This window comes from Mycoplasma aquilae ATCC BAA-1896 (assembly GCF_048074525.1).
Lineage (GTDB): Bacteria > Bacillota_I > Bacilli_A > Mycoplasmatales > Metamycoplasmataceae > Mycoplasmopsis > Mycoplasmopsis aquilae.
The window spans coordinates 921521-941164 of record NZ_CP182208.1 but is presented as its reverse complement, the minus strand read 5'-3'; the positions used below and the strand labels follow the sequence as shown (position 1 = coordinate 941164).

Annotated in this window: 10 protein-coding genes; 8 read left to right on the top strand and 2 right to left on the bottom strand. The window is 30.2% G+C overall.

Features of this window, described 5'->3' with window-relative positions:
- Nucleotides 1-257 precede the first annotated feature (257 nt).
- The 7 genes from ACM0IS_RS03980 (at nt 258) to ACM0IS_RS03950 (ending at nt 16894) form a co-directional block, all read left to right on the top strand.
- Nucleotides 258-2483, top strand: a complete 2226-nt coding sequence (locus ACM0IS_RS03980) for an ATP-dependent DNA helicase (protein ID WP_416756216.1) — start codon at nt 258-260, stop codon at nt 2481-2483.
- Nucleotides 2484-3035 carry an aminoacyl-tRNA hydrolase gene (gene pth / locus ACM0IS_RS03975; protein ID WP_416756215.1) on the top strand — a complete coding sequence of 184 codons (552 nt, stop codon included), beginning with the start codon at nt 2484-2486 and terminating at the stop codon, nt 3033-3035.
- Nucleotides 3022-3921, top strand: coding sequence for a tRNA lysidine(34) synthetase TilS (tilS, locus tag ACM0IS_RS03970; RefSeq protein WP_416756214.1), 900 nt, complete (start codon nt 3022-3024; stop codon nt 3919-3921). The genes pth and tilS overlap by 14 nt, the downstream gene beginning before the upstream one ends.
- Nucleotides 3922-4006: 85 nt before the next feature.
- Nucleotides 4007-6145: an ATP-dependent zinc metalloprotease FtsH gene (ftsH, locus tag ACM0IS_RS03965; protein WP_416756212.1), complete on the top strand. Its 2139-nt coding sequence runs from the start codon at nt 4007-4009 to the stop codon at nt 6143-6145.
- Between the two features lie 33 nt (nt 6146-6178).
- Nucleotides 6179-7072 (top strand): alpha/beta fold hydrolase, encoded by an 894-nt coding sequence (locus tag ACM0IS_RS03960; RefSeq protein ID WP_416756211.1) that lies wholly within the window; start codon nt 6179-6181, stop codon nt 7070-7072.
- Between the two features lie 379 nt (nt 7073-7451).
- A complete protein-coding gene (locus tag ACM0IS_RS03955; RefSeq protein ID WP_416756210.1) occupies nt 7452-15905 on the top strand; it encodes an ABC transporter permease in 8454 nt (2817 codons plus the stop codon).
- Nucleotides 15905-16894 carry an ABC transporter ATP-binding protein gene (locus ACM0IS_RS03950; RefSeq protein WP_416756209.1) on the top strand — a complete coding sequence of 330 codons (990 nt, stop codon included), beginning with the start codon at nt 15905-15907 and terminating at the stop codon, nt 16892-16894. The genes ACM0IS_RS03955 and ACM0IS_RS03950 overlap by 1 nt, the downstream gene beginning before the upstream one ends.
- Nucleotides 16895-16987: 93 nt before the next feature.
- On the opposite strand, the gene ACM0IS_RS03945 is transcribed toward ACM0IS_RS03950, so the two are convergent.
- Nucleotides 16988-17200 (bottom strand): TM2 domain-containing protein, encoded by a 213-nt coding sequence (locus ACM0IS_RS03945; protein WP_416756208.1) that lies wholly within the window; start codon nt 17198-17200, stop codon nt 16988-16990.
- Nucleotides 17201-17292: 92 nt separating this feature from the next.
- Between ACM0IS_RS03945 and lysS the strand changes: the two genes are divergently transcribed.
- The gene (lysS, locus tag ACM0IS_RS03940) at nt 17293-18756 is read left to right on the top strand and encodes a lysine--tRNA ligase (RefSeq protein WP_416756207.1); all 1464 of its coding nucleotides are present in this window, start codon (nt 17293-17295) and stop codon (nt 18754-18756) included.
- A 69-nt stretch (nt 18757-18825) separates the two neighbouring features.
- Here lysS and ACM0IS_RS03935 read toward each other — a convergent pair whose 3' ends face one another.
- Entirely contained in the window at nt 18826-19617 is a 792-nt protein-coding gene (locus ACM0IS_RS03935) for a Bpu10I family restriction endonuclease (protein ID WP_416756206.1), read from the bottom strand.
- Nucleotides 19618-19644 lie beyond the last annotated feature (27 nt).

The following is a 19644-nucleotide window of genomic DNA, read 5'->3' as shown; positions in this document are numbered from 1 at the left end:
GTTTTTAAATAGTATGTTAATAAATATATATTTAATAGAATAAAAGTCACTTTATCCACAACTTTATGCACAAGTTACAATCCTATAAAATAGGCATAAAAGTACTTTTCCACAATTATTCGAAAATAATTTTATTTACTTGTGAATAAAAAAGACTTATCCACAGATTAAAAAGTGGATAACTATAGCAAGTTACCTAGGTATTAAAATATTTTTTAGTAATATAAAAAAATAAAAACATTATAATTTAAATAATTATGGCAGAATCAGTATTTAGAGGAAAATTTGCAAAGATTTTAAGTGGCTCAAAAGATCAAAATTGGGCATTTTTATTATTCAGATCAGATAGTTCAAATATGAACTATCCTGTTTATTGTAGGGGTAATGTTCCTGACCTATTTACTGAGTACGAAATTACAGTTAGTGAAAGTCCTAAAAATAAAAATTCATTTATTTTAAAAGCATATGTACCAATCATGGAAGAAAGAGAAATTAATTGAGAAGATCTCATTTCTAAAAATGTTCCAAATGTTGGAAAAATGTCAGCTAAAAAGATGGTTGATGCTTTTGGGGGCAACTTATTTAAGATGGTTGCTGATTTAGAAACTAATGAAGAAAAGTTGCTTTCAGTAATGAGCAGTAAGCAATTAAATTCATTAGTGAAATATTACAATGATAATGAACCAAGAATTAAAGCTTTAATGGGTGTTTCTGATGAAGAACACAATAATATTCAATTCTTTTATTCAAGAAACATGTCTGATTTGCTAGAAGTGTTAAAAAAACACCACAAAAACGAAGAAATGGACTTTGTGGATTATTATAAGAATCAAAACCCTTATTTACTGTATTTAAACAAGGTTTATCCTTCACTTCCAGTTATAGATGAGTTTGCGATTGAAATAGGTTGAGATTTAGGTTCTATTAATCGTTTTGAGGCTTATTTAGACGATATTATGGAACAGCTTGAAAATGATAACTCAACACTAATTCCATATGAACATATTGTTGAACAATTAAGATTTATATTTGATTACGATATAACTCGTATTTACGAATATATTGAATATCTAGCTGCACATAATAAGTTAGTTAAATCATTTGATCAAAACCATAATGTGTATTTATCTCGTAAACAAACAGTTGACAAAGAAAAGTTCATTGCTGCTAAACTTAAATTCCTTGCTTCGATACCAAGTAAGATTGAATTGAAAGCTAAAAGTGATTATGAACTAAGTCAACTATCACAGAACCAGAAACAAGGATACTATAACTTCATTAATTCTAATGTATCAATTATTTCAGGTGGACCCGGAACAGGAAAAACCTTTATTATCAAACATATCTTTGACACTTTAGAAAAAAGTGAGCTAACTTTAGATGCAGATTATGCAATTTTAGCGCCTACTGGTAGGGCTGCAACTAACATAACATCTAAAATTAATAGCAGAGTTAGAACGATTCATAGTTTCTTAAGAATTGCTAATACTTCAGAAGAAATTTCGGTTGATCATTTAGAAACCTTGAAAGAAATGAAAGTAATAGTAATTGATGAGTTTTCAATGGTAGATATCAACTTATTTGATAAGTTATTAAATGCTTGCCCTGCACTTGAAAAAATTATTTTAATTGGAGACGTAGACCAATTGCCTCCAATTGGGCCTGGAGACTTACTTAGAGAAATTATTAGATCTAATAAGTTTTCGGTAACTTTCCTTGATGAATTCTTTAGAAGTGATTCTGTTTCAATTTGAAAACACTTTACTGAAATTAAAAATAATGGAATTCCTGAATTTAAAAAGAATGAAGTCGACTTATATCAAGCAGAAGATGAATTAGTTAATGATAAGATAGTTCAAATCTATAAACAACAAGTAGAAAAACATGGACTTGAAAACGTTATACTCCTATGTCCTACATATAAAGGTGATTTTGGGCTATTTGAAATCAATCGATTAATTCAAGAAGAAATTAATCCTGATAATGAAACATTTTTATCATATAAAAGAAATGGTAGAAGTGTTAATTTTAGAGTTGGAGACAAAGTTATTCAACTTGAAAATAGATTAGATGAAGATATCTGCAATGGAGACATTGGATATATTGATAGTGTTGAATATACAGTAGGAAAGAATAAGAAAAAAGAAGTTTCTCACATATTTGTAACCTTTAAGCGTGCAAATAATTGAAAAACTACAATTAAGTATTCAAAAGGTGAGTTCAATGAACAAATAAGCCTTGCTTATGGGACTACAATTCACAAGTTCCAAGGTAGTGAGCTTGATGTTATCATCTTTTTAGTGCACCCAAGTCACAAACGTATGCTAAGTAAGAAATTACTTTATACAGCTACTTCTCGCGCTATGAAAAACTTAATTATTGTGACAAATAATCAAACCAATTATGGTGAAGTTATCTTAAGAAGCAATGTGTATGAAAAGCCTATTTTAACTCACTTTGCTTACTTTGTAAAAGGAGAATAAATGAAATTAATAGTTGGATTAGGAAATCCTGGTGATCAATATAAATTTACTCGTCACAACGCAGGATTTTTAACAATTGACAAAATTTGTAAGAAATTGCAAGTGGAACTTAATAAAAATAAATTTAATGGAGTTTATGCAAAAGTTGATGATTTAATTATTGCAAAACCATTGACTTATATGAATGATTCTGGAACATTTGTGGCAGGAATTTGTAATTTCTTTAAAATTTCTCCTGATGATGTAATGGTTATTCATGACGAAAAAGACTACCCTCTAGGCAAAAGCACTATAAAAGTTGGTGGCTCAGGTGGTTCACATAATGGAGTTATTAGTATTATTAATGAACTTGGGTCACAAGACTTTAAACGTTTAAAAATCGGAATTACAACTCCTCATCAATCAGCTCTAAGAGACTTCGTGCTAGGTAAATTTACACCTGAGCAAATGCAAGTATTAGAACCGATACTTGATAACGCTGCTAATGCTGCAATATCATTTGCTTTTAATGATATTTACACAGTAATGAACAAGTACAATGCTAAAAAATAAATTTTTAAAAGATTCAAATAATAAATATCTAATAGCAGTAAGTGGTGGTTCTGACAGTATGTTTTTACTGGATCGATTCAAAAAGTACAATGTGGTAGTGGCGCATGTTAATTATCATCAACGTGATGATAGTAGTATTGAAACTGACATTGTTAAAAAATATTGTGCAAAAAATAAAATTCCACTCTTTATTCTTGAATTAAATAAAGAGGACTATACTAGCGGGAATTTTGAAGATTGAGCGCGTGAAAAAAGATATGAATTCTTTAAACAAATATATATCTCTCAAGGCTGCAATTATTTATTAATTGCGCACAATAAAGATGATTTCTTTGAAAGTGCTATGATGGCACGTGAATCAAATCGAAAAAAAGACTTCTTTGGAATTAAAAAATACAACAATATCTACGGAATGAATGTTTATCGTCCATATGTTAATAAGTATTGAAAAGATTATATTGCTCATAAATGTATTTATGAACGTATCCCATTTCATATTGATTCTTCAAACTTAAAGCAAGAATATACAAGAAATAAGATTAGAATGACATATCGTAACCATGTTTTATTAAAGAGTGCTTGAGTTTGATATTTTAGAGTTAAAAATAATAAATTAAGAGTAAGACAAATGAAAGTTGATTATGAATATAAGAAGTGAGAAAAAAGCTCTTATTCTCAAGATTTATTTGCAAAATTAACTTTAAAAGAAGAACTCATTTATAAGTTTATTAATGCAAATTATGATCATATCAATTTAACATCAGGGAAAATTCGCTCTATTATTGATTTTGTACAATCACAAAATCGAACTGCAACTTATAAATTAGATAATAATGACTTTATTAAGAAAGAAAAAGGTCATTTAATAATTCAAAACAACAAATAATATTAGCAAGGAAATAATTCATTTGCTAATATTATTTTTTTAAATAAAAGTATATAATTAATCAATATAAAAAAGAAAGGACAAAATGGATACAAAAAAGAAAAAAAGATGGACTGGTATAATAACGACTATTGTTATTTTATTAGCACTTGGAATTATGACTTACTTAATTGTAAGTAAAGTAAACGCTGCTACAGTATGATCTACATCTGATTTTGTAAACAAGTTAAAACTTGCTAACTTAAATAAGATGAATGATGCTAATGCAAGCTATTTCCAAGAAATAATATTTAACCCATACCAAAACTCTATATCTGGTATTTATGTGCATAATGAAGTCATAAATAATCAAGTAGTTCCAGTTGTAGATAAATTTACAACTGGTGGAAGCACTACTTTATTATCTGACTTACTTGATAGCAATGGAAAACTAGCACCTACTTTAGCAGCTGCTACAAAGACATATAACGTGCTACAAGCGCCAAGCCAAAGCTTCTTTGCTGCATATATCTTGCCATTTTTACCTACTTTAATCTTCATTTTACTTATGGTTCTATTATTTAGATACCAAATGAAGATGATGAATGGTCAAGGGTCAAGTATGTTTGGTGACAAAAGCCCTGCTCAAATTATTAAATCAGACAAAAAATTCTCTGATGTTGCAGGTAACAAAGAACCAATTGAAGAAATTAGTGAAATTGTTGACTACTTAAAGAATCCTAAAAAATATGAAGTTTCAGGAGCTAGAATGCCTCGTGGTATTTTACTTGGAGGTCCACCAGGAACCGGTAAAACATTACTTGCAAAAGCAACAGCTGGAGAAGCAGATGTTCCATTCTTCTTCGTATCAGCATCTAACTTTGTTGAGTTATTTGTTGGTATGGGGGCTAAAAGAGTTAGACAAGTTATTGCTGAAGCTAGAAAAAATGCTCCAGCGATCGTGTTTATTGACGAATTGGATGCAATCGGTAGAACTCGTGGAAGTGGTATTGGTGGAGGTCACGATGAACGTGAACAAACCTTAAACCAATTACTTGTTGAAATGGATGGTATTAAAGAAAACTCTGGATTACTATTCATCGCTGCAACTAACCGTACTGACGTTCTTGATCCAGCGTTAACAAGACCTGGTCGTTTCGACAGAATTATTACTGTTGGATTACCTGATGTAAAAGAACGTGAAGAAATTTTAAAACTACATGCTAAGGGTAAACGTTTTGCAAGTGATATTACATTTGACAACGTTGCTAGAAGAACACCTGGGTTCTCAGGGGCTCAATTAGAAAATGTTATTAACGAATCTGTACTACTTTCTATTCGTGAAAATACTGGAGTGATAACAAGAGATCAAATCGATGAAGCTATCGATAGAGTAATGGCTGGACCAGCTAAGAAATCTAGAACAATCACTCGTGAAGAATTAACTATGGTTGCTTACCACGAAGCTGGACACGCTGTTGTTGGTATTAAGGTACCGGGTGGAAATAAAGTTCAAAAGATTACTATTATTCCACGTGGTCAAGCTGGTGGATATAACCTAATGATGCCTGAAAATGAAAAATACAACTACACCAAAGAAGAATTATTAGCTTCTATCGCAAGCTTTATGGGTGGTAGAGCAGCTGAAGAAATTATTTATGGTGAAGATAAAATTTCAACAGGTGCTTCAGATGATATTGCTAAAGCTACAACTATTGCTCGTAGAATGGTAACTGAATTTGGTATGTCTGATTTAGGACCTATTAAATATCAAGAAGAAGAAGGTTCACCATTCTTAGGTAAAACATTAGCAACTTCATCTTCATTATCAAACCAAATTAGTCATGAAATTGACTTAGAAATTAGAAAAATAATGCTTGAAGCTAAGAGATTAGCTACACAAGTTATCAAAGACAACCCTAAATTATTAGAGTTAATTAAAACATTACTTTTAGAAAAAGAAACAATTGTAGCTGAAGAAATTGATTACATTGCTACACACTTAGAATTGCCTCCTAAAAAGGTTGAACATAAAGAAGAAAATGTACAACCTTTAAACTTAGATGATCTAATTAAAATGACATCTCAACCAGGAGAAGCAACCCCAGAACAAAGTGAAAATAAAACACTTAATAGTGATGAAGCTATTAAAGCTAGACAAGAAGAAATTGCTAAAGCTCGTGAACAAGCAAACCTTGATTTAAGAGCTAAAGAAATCGAAGACGCAAGAAATAAAGATAAGTAATTCTATGTTGCTTTTACAACATAAGGAGTAAATATGGAAGAAATTATGCTTGAAGCACAAGATGGTTATAAATTATCTTTGCGTTTATATGAGGTACCTAATCCAAAAGGATATGTACTATTAACCCATGGGATGGAAGAGCACCAAGGCAGATTAAGTTACTTAGCTAATAAACTAAATTTAGCGGGCTATACAGTGCTAACAAGTGATATGCGTGGTCATGGGCCAAATGCCCCAATTCATGGATTCTTTGCTGCTAAAGATGGTGACCAAGTGCTATTAGAAGACTACAAGCTAATTACGAAATGATTTGCTAAACGTTTTAATCAAGAGCAAATTATTATTTATGGATTTTCATTAGGTACATTAATAATTAGAAACTTATTAAAAACCGAATCAAAATACTATAAAAAAGTTATTTTAGCTGGTTATCCACCTTACCGTAAGGCTATTCCTTTTGGGATAGCACTAAGCAAACTATTACAAACAATCAAGGGTCCAGAAGCCTACTCTAACGCAATTAATGTATTAGGATTTGCTTCGTTTAACAGAAAGATTAAACATCCGCAAACATCAATTGATTGAATGTCTAAAAACCATCAAAATATTGAGGATTATTTAGAAGATAAAAACTGTGGTCTTGGGTTTAGAGTTGCTGGTTTTAAAGACATTTTCAAGCTAATGCAAGGGATAAAAGACACAAAGGGATACCAAAATATCAATAACTGTCCAATCCTTTTAATCCGTGGTTCAGATGACCCAGTAACTTATGGATTTAAAGGTGCAAAATGGTCTCAAAATCAACTTAAGAGTGTAGGTTTTACAAACCGACAAGCAATTGATTATCCAAATTGTAGACATGATATAATTCACGAAGAAATCAAAGATCATGTGATCCAAGATATAATTGATTTCCTAAATAAATAGATACTAAAGATTGGCTCAAGGTTCTTGAGCTTTTCTTTTTAGCTTGTTTTAAAAACCAATTTTAAATAGCTTAATTAACGATTCAATCTGTAAGAAAATAATGAAATTTGAAACAAAATGAAAACTAGCAAAAATATCACAAAAGCATCGCTAAAGTACTAATTTAGTGCTTCGCGCAAAACAAAAACTTCTAACGTATTGGTTTCTTTTATTACTGTTCTTTATTATAAAATAACTTTTATTCCTCATTTATAGGACTAAAAGTTATTTTTTTATTTTTTGTTTTGGTTTTGGTGTGACCTAGGCGCAAAAAGCCAACTAGCAAAAAAATAGCTATAATTTAATATATTAAATTATAAGCAAGAAAGAATGGAGAGATATGAAAAACCTTTTTAAAGAAGTTTTTAGGTCTTTATTTAGAAATAAAGCTACTGTAGCAGGTTTAACTATCTTGGTGTTTCTAACATCTGGGATTTTTACTTTGCTACATGATACAGCGCAATCGATGAAATTGCAATATAACAAAATTAAGGATAAGTCTATTTCACATGATTTAACCATAGACTTAAACTTATCAACAAATGCCAAAGCATATAATGATGGTTATTTAATAAATGGACTAGCGCAAGCTGATGCATTGCCAGAAGCTTACAATAAGCCAATCTTATATGTTGATGATAATTATAAGAAATCTGTAGATATTATTGATCTTCGTAAAGTCGAGGAAGATTTTGTTCCACTTAAAAACTTTATCGATGATCCTAATTATGCTGATGGTTATATTAAAAAAACTGATTTTATTAAAATGTATAACTTGCTTAAAAGTGACGATGTTAAAAACAGCGTTCTTAAGTTAGACTACAGCCAAGCTAAAAAAACCTTTACTCTTGCTTCTAATTACTCAATAGATTTATTTACTAAAGAATTAAATGGTGCGTTTACCCCATCTAAAAAAGAAGTCAAACTTACTTCAGATACACAACTTCATTTTGACAAGCAATATCAAATTAGCGATATTGCTTATGTAACTGAATCCTCAGAAGGTAAAATTCTTTCTCAAGTTTCAACAATGTTTATTAATGTGCTTACAAAAGAAATCACATTTGATCTAATTAAAGGTCAAACTTGAAAGAAAACAGCTCCAGTGATTGAAGTACAACCTAGTGAATTTATTGCTACATTAGGATTTAAGCCTTACAATGATCAAAAGTTAGTGTTTGTACAAGACAATAATGTTAAGCCAACAATAGTAAACGATATTGCAAATGCTTCAGTAGCACAATTAATGCAAACTAAATTAACTGATTCTGTTGCTTATGAACAAATCTTTGGAAAAGATAAAGATTATGTAACTACTGTAGAAAAAGAGTATTTCCAGTTTAATCAAGGTCAAGTATATAATGTGCCTTTAAAATGGGCTGCTAGAAGAGAAACAGTAACTTACTACCAAAGAAAAGTTTATGAATCTACTTACATTAAATACAAAGATAAATGAGAAGGTGCTTATGTCGCTTTCATGGAACACTTAATTAAAAGTAACCCTGAAGGTAATGAAACAATTCCTGCTAGATTTAAGGAATTCTCATACTGATCAAAGAATATTTCAAACTACATTTACAATTATGATGCCAATGGGCAGCTTATAAGTAGCGACCCTGAATTGGTATCTCAACAAGAACCAATTGTATCTAAAGATGAAGTCTTAAAAACACCTTTAATGCTAGCTCCTATAAACCAACAATATGGTGTTGCCACAGTTGATGCTGAAAAATTAGCCTTTGTTAAAGGCTTAATTAATAAGACTGTAATATTAGCGCAAGACTTTATTAACAATAATAAAACAGATGCTAAATACAGCCAATTGATTGAAGCAGTTCAAGCAATCCTAGATCAATATGAAGTTAAAATTAAGCAATTAAATAATCCTACTTATGACCAATATAAAGCTCTATATGATAAGCTTTCAAGTCAATTAAAAGAAGTAGTTAAAGATAGACCTGATGCCTTTACTGTGCCTGGATTTGATGACCACAGTGGAACTGAAATTCCTAATTACAATGCTTATGGATACCAACAACCAAGAACCATTGCTTTTATTGAACACTTTGATGAAAATACACTAAGTGATAATGCTTATACAAGATTGGTAAATAAAAACATTTTACATGATACATTTAATGAAATTAAAAATGGTGCTTTAGCAATTGTTAAACAAAATATTTATAACAAAGTTAAAGAAAAAGTTGGAGCTGATAACATCGGTATTAAGCAACAATTAACTATTGATTCATTTGATGAAAAAACACAAGAAAAAAATGTTTTCCAATTTATCAATGTCGGAAATGATAAAGAACAAATTAATGGAATTACCAATAATATTAATAAGTTAATTAATGAAAAAGATAAGCCTACTGGATTAAATGGTATGGCTTTAGAAATCGATGATTTCTTTAAAACTAAACAACTTGATTACTACGTTTCTTACATTATCTTATACAATGCAGGTTCTAACGTAGTACCTTCACCAACTTATATCAAGAGTGACTATGGTTTTGAAAAGTTTGTTGTAGTAGATTACAATAATCCTAATAAACCATCAAATACTATTTATGGACAAAAGATTTATAAGTTAGCAAATTTTGTTAAGAATGCAAATAGTAATACACCAGAAAGTGAATTTAATAAGTTTGCGGATCTAGGAATTACTGCTACTACTTACAAATCTAACTATGGATTCTATTACTACATAGTTAAACCTGTTTATAATAAAGATGGAAATATAGATTACTGAACAAATATTCCAGTTAACTTCTCAACATCAGCAAATGCTGAAGAAACTGCTAAACATAAAAATGGATTAATTTCAGCAAATGATATTTTAAACTTCTTAAAAGCTAATAATTTAGTACTTAAAGCTACTTTAAATCCAAATGGATGAGTAGAAAAGAGTTCAGAATTTAATAACGTGGTTTATGTGCCATTTGGATTTAGAGCTCCTCTAGCTGAAATTATGAATGAAGCTATTAATCAAAAAACAATGAATAAGGCTATAGAAAATATCCAAAAAGGATTATTAGATATGGACCTTGTTAAACAAGGGTTCTTAACCAAGGATGCTGTTTACGCATTTACAGATGCAGCTCAATATACTTTTGATAAGAATGACTTTGCTGGAGTGTTTGCTTCAGGACAAATTAACCTAAATATTATTCCTAAACTTATCATTGATGTTTTATACAAGCTTTCTCACAATATTAATGGAGATTATGTTAACAAAATCCTAACTGGTATTTTTACTAAAGCCAAAGCTTTAGTCTTACAACAATCAACCGTTGAAGAACAACAAAAATACTTACAAAGTGAAATCCAAACTTTATACAACTTCTTCAGTTTAATTGGCCAAAATACATTAGCTCAATACATTACTCCTCAAGCTTTAGTACATATTACTAGAGATCCGGTTAAATTTATTGACAGTTTAATTAAAATTATTAATTCGATAGATTTTGTTAAGTATACTGATAGCATTATTAGCTTCTTAAATGATGAATATAACAAGATTAAAGAAGAAACAGTTAATGACCCAGAAACTGGCCAACCTAGAATAATTAAAAGACAAAGAAAACTTTCTACACACCAAATGATTATTTGATTACTTAAATCAATTGATCAAGATACCTTCAAAACAGGATTAAAAGAAATTATTAACAACATTAATCTTGAATTTATTCAAAATAGTGAAGACAATAATAATCCTCTATACTATGTGCTTAAAAACATGCCTCCTTTTGTAAATAACATTATTAACAAAGTTAATGCTTACAAAGGAACTAAAGATCAATTTAAAAATGTACTTGATGGAATTAAATATTTAATTGACGCCTTTGATATTAATATGTTTGCTGATACCTTGGAATCTAAACTTAAACTTGAAAAATTCCAATTAAGCTCATTTACATATAACTTTATTTTAGATAGAAGGGTTGCAACTCACTACTTCTACCTAGCTGATTCTCTTTCAAATATCGATTATATTTATGCAACACTTAAAGCACTATTCTCAATTCCAGGTTCAAATAGAAGTCTTAAAGAAGAATTAATTAGATCTTTAAACCTATCAGATAAGGGTACAAGTATAAAAATCAGTGGGGATAGATATTTAACAATTCCAGCTGCTGATACTGATAAGTTAGGATACTTTGATTTACTTGGAGCTATTCCAAGCACACCAAGCCAACCTGCTACAAGTGAAAATAGCGCTCCTGCTGCTACAGCAGTTAGCTCAGTTCCATTTAATAGATATGGATTTAATTCAATTTATACTTTTATTAGAAGATTCAAATATGCCTTAGACCAAGGGCTACTTAGCCAAGTTGACTATACAAAACTAGATCATAATGATAAAGCTTTAGCCCATGATATCTTAGGTATTGACGGAAATAATCCAATTATTAAAGCTCCTGAAGCCTTAGGTAAACTTAATAGTATGCAAGCAGCTTTTGAAGCCTTAAGACAAAGTACTATTAATCCTACACTTGGCCAAAATTCTTCTCTAGCTGATATCATTACTTGATATCAAAATGTAGTACCAGTTGGACAAAATCAAACCTACCAATTATTAAGAGAAATCTTAGGTAAATTCCTTAAACCTAATAATGTAAATAGCGATGATTTTGCTGCAATTGGAACAGGATATTTACTATATAAATTCTGACTTTCAATCTTTGCTTCAGATTTAAGCAACAAGTATACATTTGATGAAAAGATTGCCTTTGCTAACAACTTACTTGATTTAGCTAATAATAAAGAAGTATTAGATAGCTTCAATAGCTTTGACTTATTCCAACCTTCAGCAAGTAATATTATTGGATATGAAACTACTGGATTTGGAATTACTAGATCAATGGCTAATATCTTTGAAATGAAGAATTACTTCTTTGCTACAGATGAAAATGGAAACTACAAGAATCCTATTTTAGCTCAATTTGTGGCTCAAAATAATAAGTTTGCTGAATTTATCAAGCAAAATGAAATCAATATTACTAAAGCATTTGCTTATATTGGTTCATCACACTTATATACTAAAGTTACTTTAGAGCCTACAAATGAGGCTCCAACAGTTGCGGAGGATGATAGGCATTTTACAAGTTACAAATATGACAATGCTGACTCAAATGCAATATATACCTTTATTAACTCAGTTTTAGCTAATAAAGCAATTCAAGCTAACTTTAATTACATTGCCTTCTTAATTGATACTAACTACAATAAGATGCCTTCTTTAATTGCTCTTGGAGTTCCTGATTTAATCTTCTCAAACATTTTAGTCATGAATCACCCTGAATTTATTGTTTGATATCTAACAGATACAAATAAGGTTGGTGATTTAGCTAAAAACAATGCTAATATAGCTTATTTAGTGGCTAATAAGATTATTAACTACGAAAGTTTAATTGCTCAAAATCCTGATTATATTTATCAATTAATTCAAGCTTCAGTTAAAAGAAGTGTACCTAACCCAGTGTTTGAACGTGAAAAAGACATTTCATTAGCTATAGATAATGACATTTTATATAACTGACTTAATAAAACTAAAAATGATACAAGTGCTAAATATAATCCATTTGAAGTTAACTTAATAGATGTGATGCTTAAGACTTTGAACACTATCACAGGGGTTAATAAGCTAACTAACATTCTTAAATATGATCAAGTTGGTTCATATATAGCTAAAGTTAACTACGCTTGATTACAAAGAAATAACAAGAAGATCTTTAATGGTACTTTACCAAAAGATCCTAACCAAATGCTAGCGCTAGTTGCTGCATTACCAGAAGAATACAAGATTAGTGTTAATGGTTCTGAATATATTATTATTGGAGATGATTTAACCTACGATAATATTTATCCAGTGCTTGATGAAAACAACTTACAACTTAACCCTAAATCTCAAGCAATTGTTTATGTTAACTCACAAGGATTTGACAGAATTAAGCAAGCATATAGAGGAAACGTAGTTAAGGAATACTTACTTGTAAGAAACTCAACTGCTAAAACTAATGTAGCTTTAAAAAATGAACTAGATAAGATCATTAAAGCTGAAACAATTAATAAAGATGACTTCCAACGGGTATTTTTAGATGATGAACTAGACATGCTTAACCCAGAAAGAAGCATTAGAATTACAGCTATGAAGGGAATTGTGCATTCAGTTGATTACTCAGCTAAAGTGCTTCTTTCAATTCTAGTTATTCTAGTTGCAATCTCAATTATCTTTATTATTAAACGTTACATCTCAAACAAAAACAAGGTTATTGGTATTTTAGTGGCTCAAGGATATACTCCTTTAGAAATCTCACTATCAATGACTGTGTTTGCCTTCTTTACTATCTTTATTGGAGACATTTTAGGATACATTACTGGATTCTTACTCCAAGGGGTAGGTATAAAGATTCTAGATAACTATTGAACTGTGCCAATTGAGACATTGACATTCTCTTGAATCTCATTACTAGTTAATATAGTTGTACCTCTCTTTGCTATGTCATTATTAATCATTATTGTTTCATTACGTTCATTAAGATTTAAATCAATTGACTTAATGAGTGGAATTGTCGAAGTGGCAACTGGAGAAGTGTACAAGAAATATGCGCAAGCCTTTAAGAAGAGAAATGTTAAAGTTAAATTCTCAGCTTCCTTGGTATTTAATAGTTTTTGAAAACTATCTTCATTTGGTATTAGTATTATTCTAACTTCGCTAACAACCCTATTTGGATTTGCAACTTTTGGTGTGTTTGAGGAATCTATTAATAAGACTTACCAAAATAGAAATTACAACTATAGATTTGACTTGTATTCACCTACTTTAGAAGGTGGACCAATTAATCCATATCAATCAAATAACTTAGAAAATAATTTATATGTGCCAATTGGAGATATCTCTGAGCTAGATCAATATCAATCAGACTACTTCAAACCTGGATATTCAACAGCTGTTAATATTCTTGGCAAGAATGGAAATCCAAATGAGTTTGATGGACACGTTATTTCACAATTCTCAGTTAACATCATTATTGACTCTGTGGTAGGAGTCGATCCATGAACTTCAGTTTATAACTCATTACCTGACTCACAAAAATCTCGTATCCTTAAGGTAAGAGATAAGATAGGAAAAGCTCTAGAAAAAACCCAAAGTGGTATTGTATATGATCAATATGGTGAAGTTGACACAAATAAAACTTCAATTACTGGTCTAGAAGGCTTCTTTGAATACTTCCCTGACAAAGATAATGTCATGAAAGGAAAATTCTACTACATGGCCTTAAATAGCTCACGTACTGGTTACGATATGAAAGCAATCAATACAACAAACTATAGAGATCCATATAGAGAATTCTTAGTGCAAGGTTATAAAACAATAGCAGAAAATAATGATAAAGCGATTGCTAAGGACCCTAAAGCTGAAACAATTAATGACTTCTTCATTTCGTTTGGTGGATTATACTTCAACCCTATTTATGATGAAATCTATACTTATGTAGATGCTAACATTTTAGCTATCAAGAATAAAGAACTCAAAGAAAAATCAAATAATCAAAATGTTAGATTATATGGTTACTTACCTGACTCTAAAGAAGTTAAAATCATTGGAACCAATGGTGAAGACTTACTTAAGAAGATTAATGATCAATACAACCAAAATCCAGATGACAACAACATTCCTTTAATTATTAATGAAGTGGTAGCCCAATCATATGGATTATGAATTGGACAAAGTATTGAAATTAAAGCTAATAACACTATAGATCGCTACCAAAACAAGATCAATAGTGAAATTGGGCAAGAAAATTCAGAACTTGGAAATAAAACTTATAAATTTGTAGTAGCTGGAATTAACCCTTCATACATTAATAATGAATTTATTATTCCTAAAGCAGCTGCAGATAAAATTATTGGAATCAATAATATTACTTATAACCCAGCATATAACAATGGAGCTGCATTTAATGGGGTATTATCAAATAACCCACTACCAATGCAAATTCTAAACTCTGCTTCACTATACTCAATTAGTGGTTACTGAGCAAGTATTGATTCATTTGACACCGAAAGATTAACAAGTAAATCAATTGGTGAATTATTTGATGGAATATTTGGCTCAACTACAACAGTTGAAAACTCAAAAGTAAATGGTGCAATGCGTAATATTGGATATAGCGATGTTCAAATTGCTAAATTCTTTAACCCTACCTATAGTGGTAGTGCTGATGTCAATGCACTAAAAGAAAGTTACATCACTGCTAAAGCAGATGCAACCAAATACATTCAAAAATTCGCACGAATTTTTGAAGATAAACTTTATGTACCTAGTGCAGCTTCAATTGATTCTAAGGACATTGAAGTTAACTATACAATGACAATTGCTAAGACAGTACAAATAGTTGTTACAATTATCTCAATCCTAACCTTCATTGTCTCAATTGTGATCTTAATTATCATTTCAACAATCTTAATTAATGAAAACGAAAAGAACATTGCTATTTGATCAGTTCTTGGATACAATGAAAAAGAAAAACTTAAGATATTCTTTGGTATCTATATACCATTTATCGTAACTTCAATTCTAATTTCACTGCCAATTGCATACGGATTAATTTCAGTCTTTAGTGCATTCTTAACGAATGCTGCCAAAATTGCTATCCCACTTGCAATAACAGCTGCAAATGCCTTCTTAACAATTGGAGTTATCCTATTTGTATTTATCGTGACAGCTTCATTAGCTTGAATCGCACTTAACAAGATTAAAGCGATTGATTTATTGAAAGGAAAATAATGAACTTACAACCAGAAGAAAAAAACAACGAATCAACTACTACAACAAACAATACAACACAAGAAAACACTCTAGAAACACAAATAGAAGAAGTAGTCTTAACTAAGAAAACTTCTGACGTTAAGATTACTGTTAAAAACGTTTTTGAAGTATTAGATGCTGATGGTGGTGCTAATAAAATAACTGTTGATAGATCAATTGCTAAGAAACTTAGAAAAGCTGCTAGCAAGAAGAGACCAAAAGATGATCATAAAGACCTGAAAAACCTTGATGGTAACATTATAGATGTGCGTGATGTATCTAAATACTATCTAGCCGGAAACAATGTTACTCGTGTGCTTAAAAATATCTCTTTAAGCATCAAAAAAGGTGAATTCGTTATGATATTTGGTAAGTCAGGAGGAGGGAAATCTACTCTTCTAAACCTAATATCAGGACTTGATCGTCCTTCACGTGGTGATGTGATTGTTTGTGATGATAACTTACCTTATATGAGTGATACTCAACTTACTTTATTTAGAAGAAAACACGTAAGCTTTATCTTCCAAAACTACAACTTATTACAAAACCTTAATGGTTATGACAATGTAGAAACAGGTGCTTTCTTACAAACTGATAAGGAAAAGAAACTAGATATTGACCAATTATTTGAAGAATTTGATATTGTTGATATTAAAAATAAATTTCCTTCACAAATGTCAGGTGGTCAACAACAACGTATTTCAATTTTAAGAGCGTTAGCTAAAAATGCAGAAATTATCTTTGCTGATGAACCTACTGGAGCGCTTGATGAAGCTACTACTGAAATTGTACTTTCATACCTATATGATATTAATAAAAAGTATGGAACAACAATTGTTATGGTTACCCACAACCCACTAGTTGAACCAATTGCGGATAGAATTTTCTATGTTAAAAAAGGTAGAATTTCTAAAATTAAAACTAATAACAAAACAGTTCATCCAAAAGAATTGAATTGAGCTGAATAACATCTAGCCAGCTTGCTGGCTTTTTGTTTGCAACTTGTACCAAGGCCTAAAAGGCAAAATTAAAAACCTAGGAACCCCTAGGCTATTTTGTAACTAAGGTTTAATGTATAGGCCTTGGTTATCTTTTTGCATTCCCGCTGCAGCTAGGATAAGGTCAATTAATCACCATACTCCAAATCCACCACCAGTAAAGAGCTTAAGAAGGAATAATCCAATACGTCCACCGTATAAACGATCAATTCCTAATGCTCCTAGGAAGATTGAAAGCAGTAGGTTTACAACATAACTGCGATTGCTTTTAACCATAGCGCGTCTCCTTTTAAATATTATATATTTAATATAATTATAAAACAAATTAATGTATACTTTAAATACTATTTTATTTTAGGAGATATTTTATGGAAAAATATACTGAACAAGAACAAATTAGACGTAACAAGTTAGATTTTTATAAAGAAAATAATATTGAAGCTTTTGCTAAAGCAGATGGATTAAAAGAATTATCATATTCTGACCAAATCGAAGCTCAATACAATGCATTAAGTAAAGAAGAATTAGATGAACAAGCTATTCCCGTGGCTATCACAGGTAGAATTTTAACTATGAGAGGGCCTTTTATCTTATTAAAGGACTACCATGGAAAAATGCAAGTATACTTTAATAAGAAAGAACACAGTGAAGAATTAGCAAAATTAGTAGCTTCATTTGACCTTGGAGACATTATTTATGTTGAAGGGCTTGTAATGAAAACTCACACAGGTCAAGTTACAGTTAAAGCACAAAATATTAAGTTACTTACAAAATCTCTTAAACCACTTCCTGATAAATACCATGGTCTTGCTGATGTTGAAGAAAGATATCGTCACAGATATGTAGATCTAATTGTAAATGATGAATCAATGGCGACATTTTGAACTAGAACAAAAATTATTAGCGAAATTAGAAGATATTTTGATGAACAAGGATACATGGAAGTTGAAACTCCATTCTTACACGACTATTTATCCGGAGCTTCAGCTAGACCATTTACAACTCACCACAATGCTTTAGACCAAGAATTTGTGCTTAGAATTGCAACCGAAATTCCTCTTAAAAAATTACTAGTAGGTGGTGTTGATAAAGTTTATGAAATTGGACGTATTTTCAGAAATGAAGGAATTGATACAACTCACAACCCTGAATTTACTTCTATTGAATTTTATGAAGCTTACTCAAACCTTGAAGGTATGATGCAACACACTGAAAAATTATTCAAGAGACTTGCACAAAAATTAGGTAAAGAAACTGTAGTAAACAAAGGTGTAGAAATTGATTTAACTAAACCATTTGCTAGAGTTGATATGGTCGAAGCAGTCTCTAAAGCGACTGGTGTAAACTTTAGAGAAATTAGCTTTGAGCAAGCTAAAGAAGTTGCAAACAAATACGGAATTAAAGTACAAAAATTCCATCAATTAGGTCACATTATTAATGAACTATTTGAAGAATTAATTGAAAAAACTTTAATTCAACCTACATTTGTTTATGGACACCCAATTGAAATATCTCCTCTAACAGCTAAAGGAAGTGATCCTAGATTTACTGAACGTGCTGAATTATTCATCAACACTAAAGAATATGCAAACATGTATACAGAGCTTTCAGATCCAATTGACCAATTACAACGTTTCCAAGAACAACTTGAGGAAAAGAACAATGGAAATGATGAAGCTAGTGATATTGACTGAGACTTTGTTGAAGCACTTGAATATGGAATGCCTCCTACAGGTGGATGTGGAATTGGAATTGATCGTTTAACTATGTTACTTGCTGAAAAAGATTCAATTAGAGATGTTCTATTATTCCCTACAATGAAAAGAAGATAATTATTAATTAAAAAATATCCAAATAAGATTGGATATTTTTTAATTATTTTAAAATCTGTAATCCATGCATTACTTATGAAGCATTCTTCCTGTCTTTTTTATTTTTTTATTATGTTGAAAAAAGAGATAAATAAAATTATAAACATCTTCATAGTACTCTGCGAAAGCTCTATAATCAAATGTATCAGTAGAATTCTTTCTAAGAACATAAATTTGATCTATTGATGAATCTTGTTCAACTGTTGAAAAATGATATTCTGCAAAATCAACGTAACCACATAAAACAAAACATTTTGAAAATGGAGTCGAAGACTTTATTTTTTTACTTGATGACATTATTTCACCTAACATTGTTGCATCAACATATGTTTTTACTTCAACTGAAATTAAAGGAAATATAATTTCTTTTGACTTGGTGCTTAATTGTAAGTTTATTTTGCGCCCTATGCAAAAATCTACATCTTTAGTCAAGACGTCAAAGGAGTTATCGTTGGAAATTTTGAGCCCTGCAAATATTTTTTTATTAAATACAGTAAATGAATTTTTATGTATTAAATCTAAATTTTCAAATAAATATATACTGAGCTCTTCTAAAAAACTAGAATCCAGTTTTGATTGTGACTTAATTTTATTTTCTTTTATAAATTCCATTAGATTCGCATAGTAATTTCAACATAAATTTGAAAAATCTATGAAGTATTCTTCATTTTTTATTTTTTTATTTAATTCTGATATTTTTTTTCTAAAGGGTAAATATTCATTATAATAGAAATCACTTATTCGATCTTTTTTGCCGTGATAATTTCTATTGACCTTATTCAATAAATTAGTTTCATGAGGGTATAATGTTTTTTTATTCATAGAATAATTATATATTTTTAGAAAAAA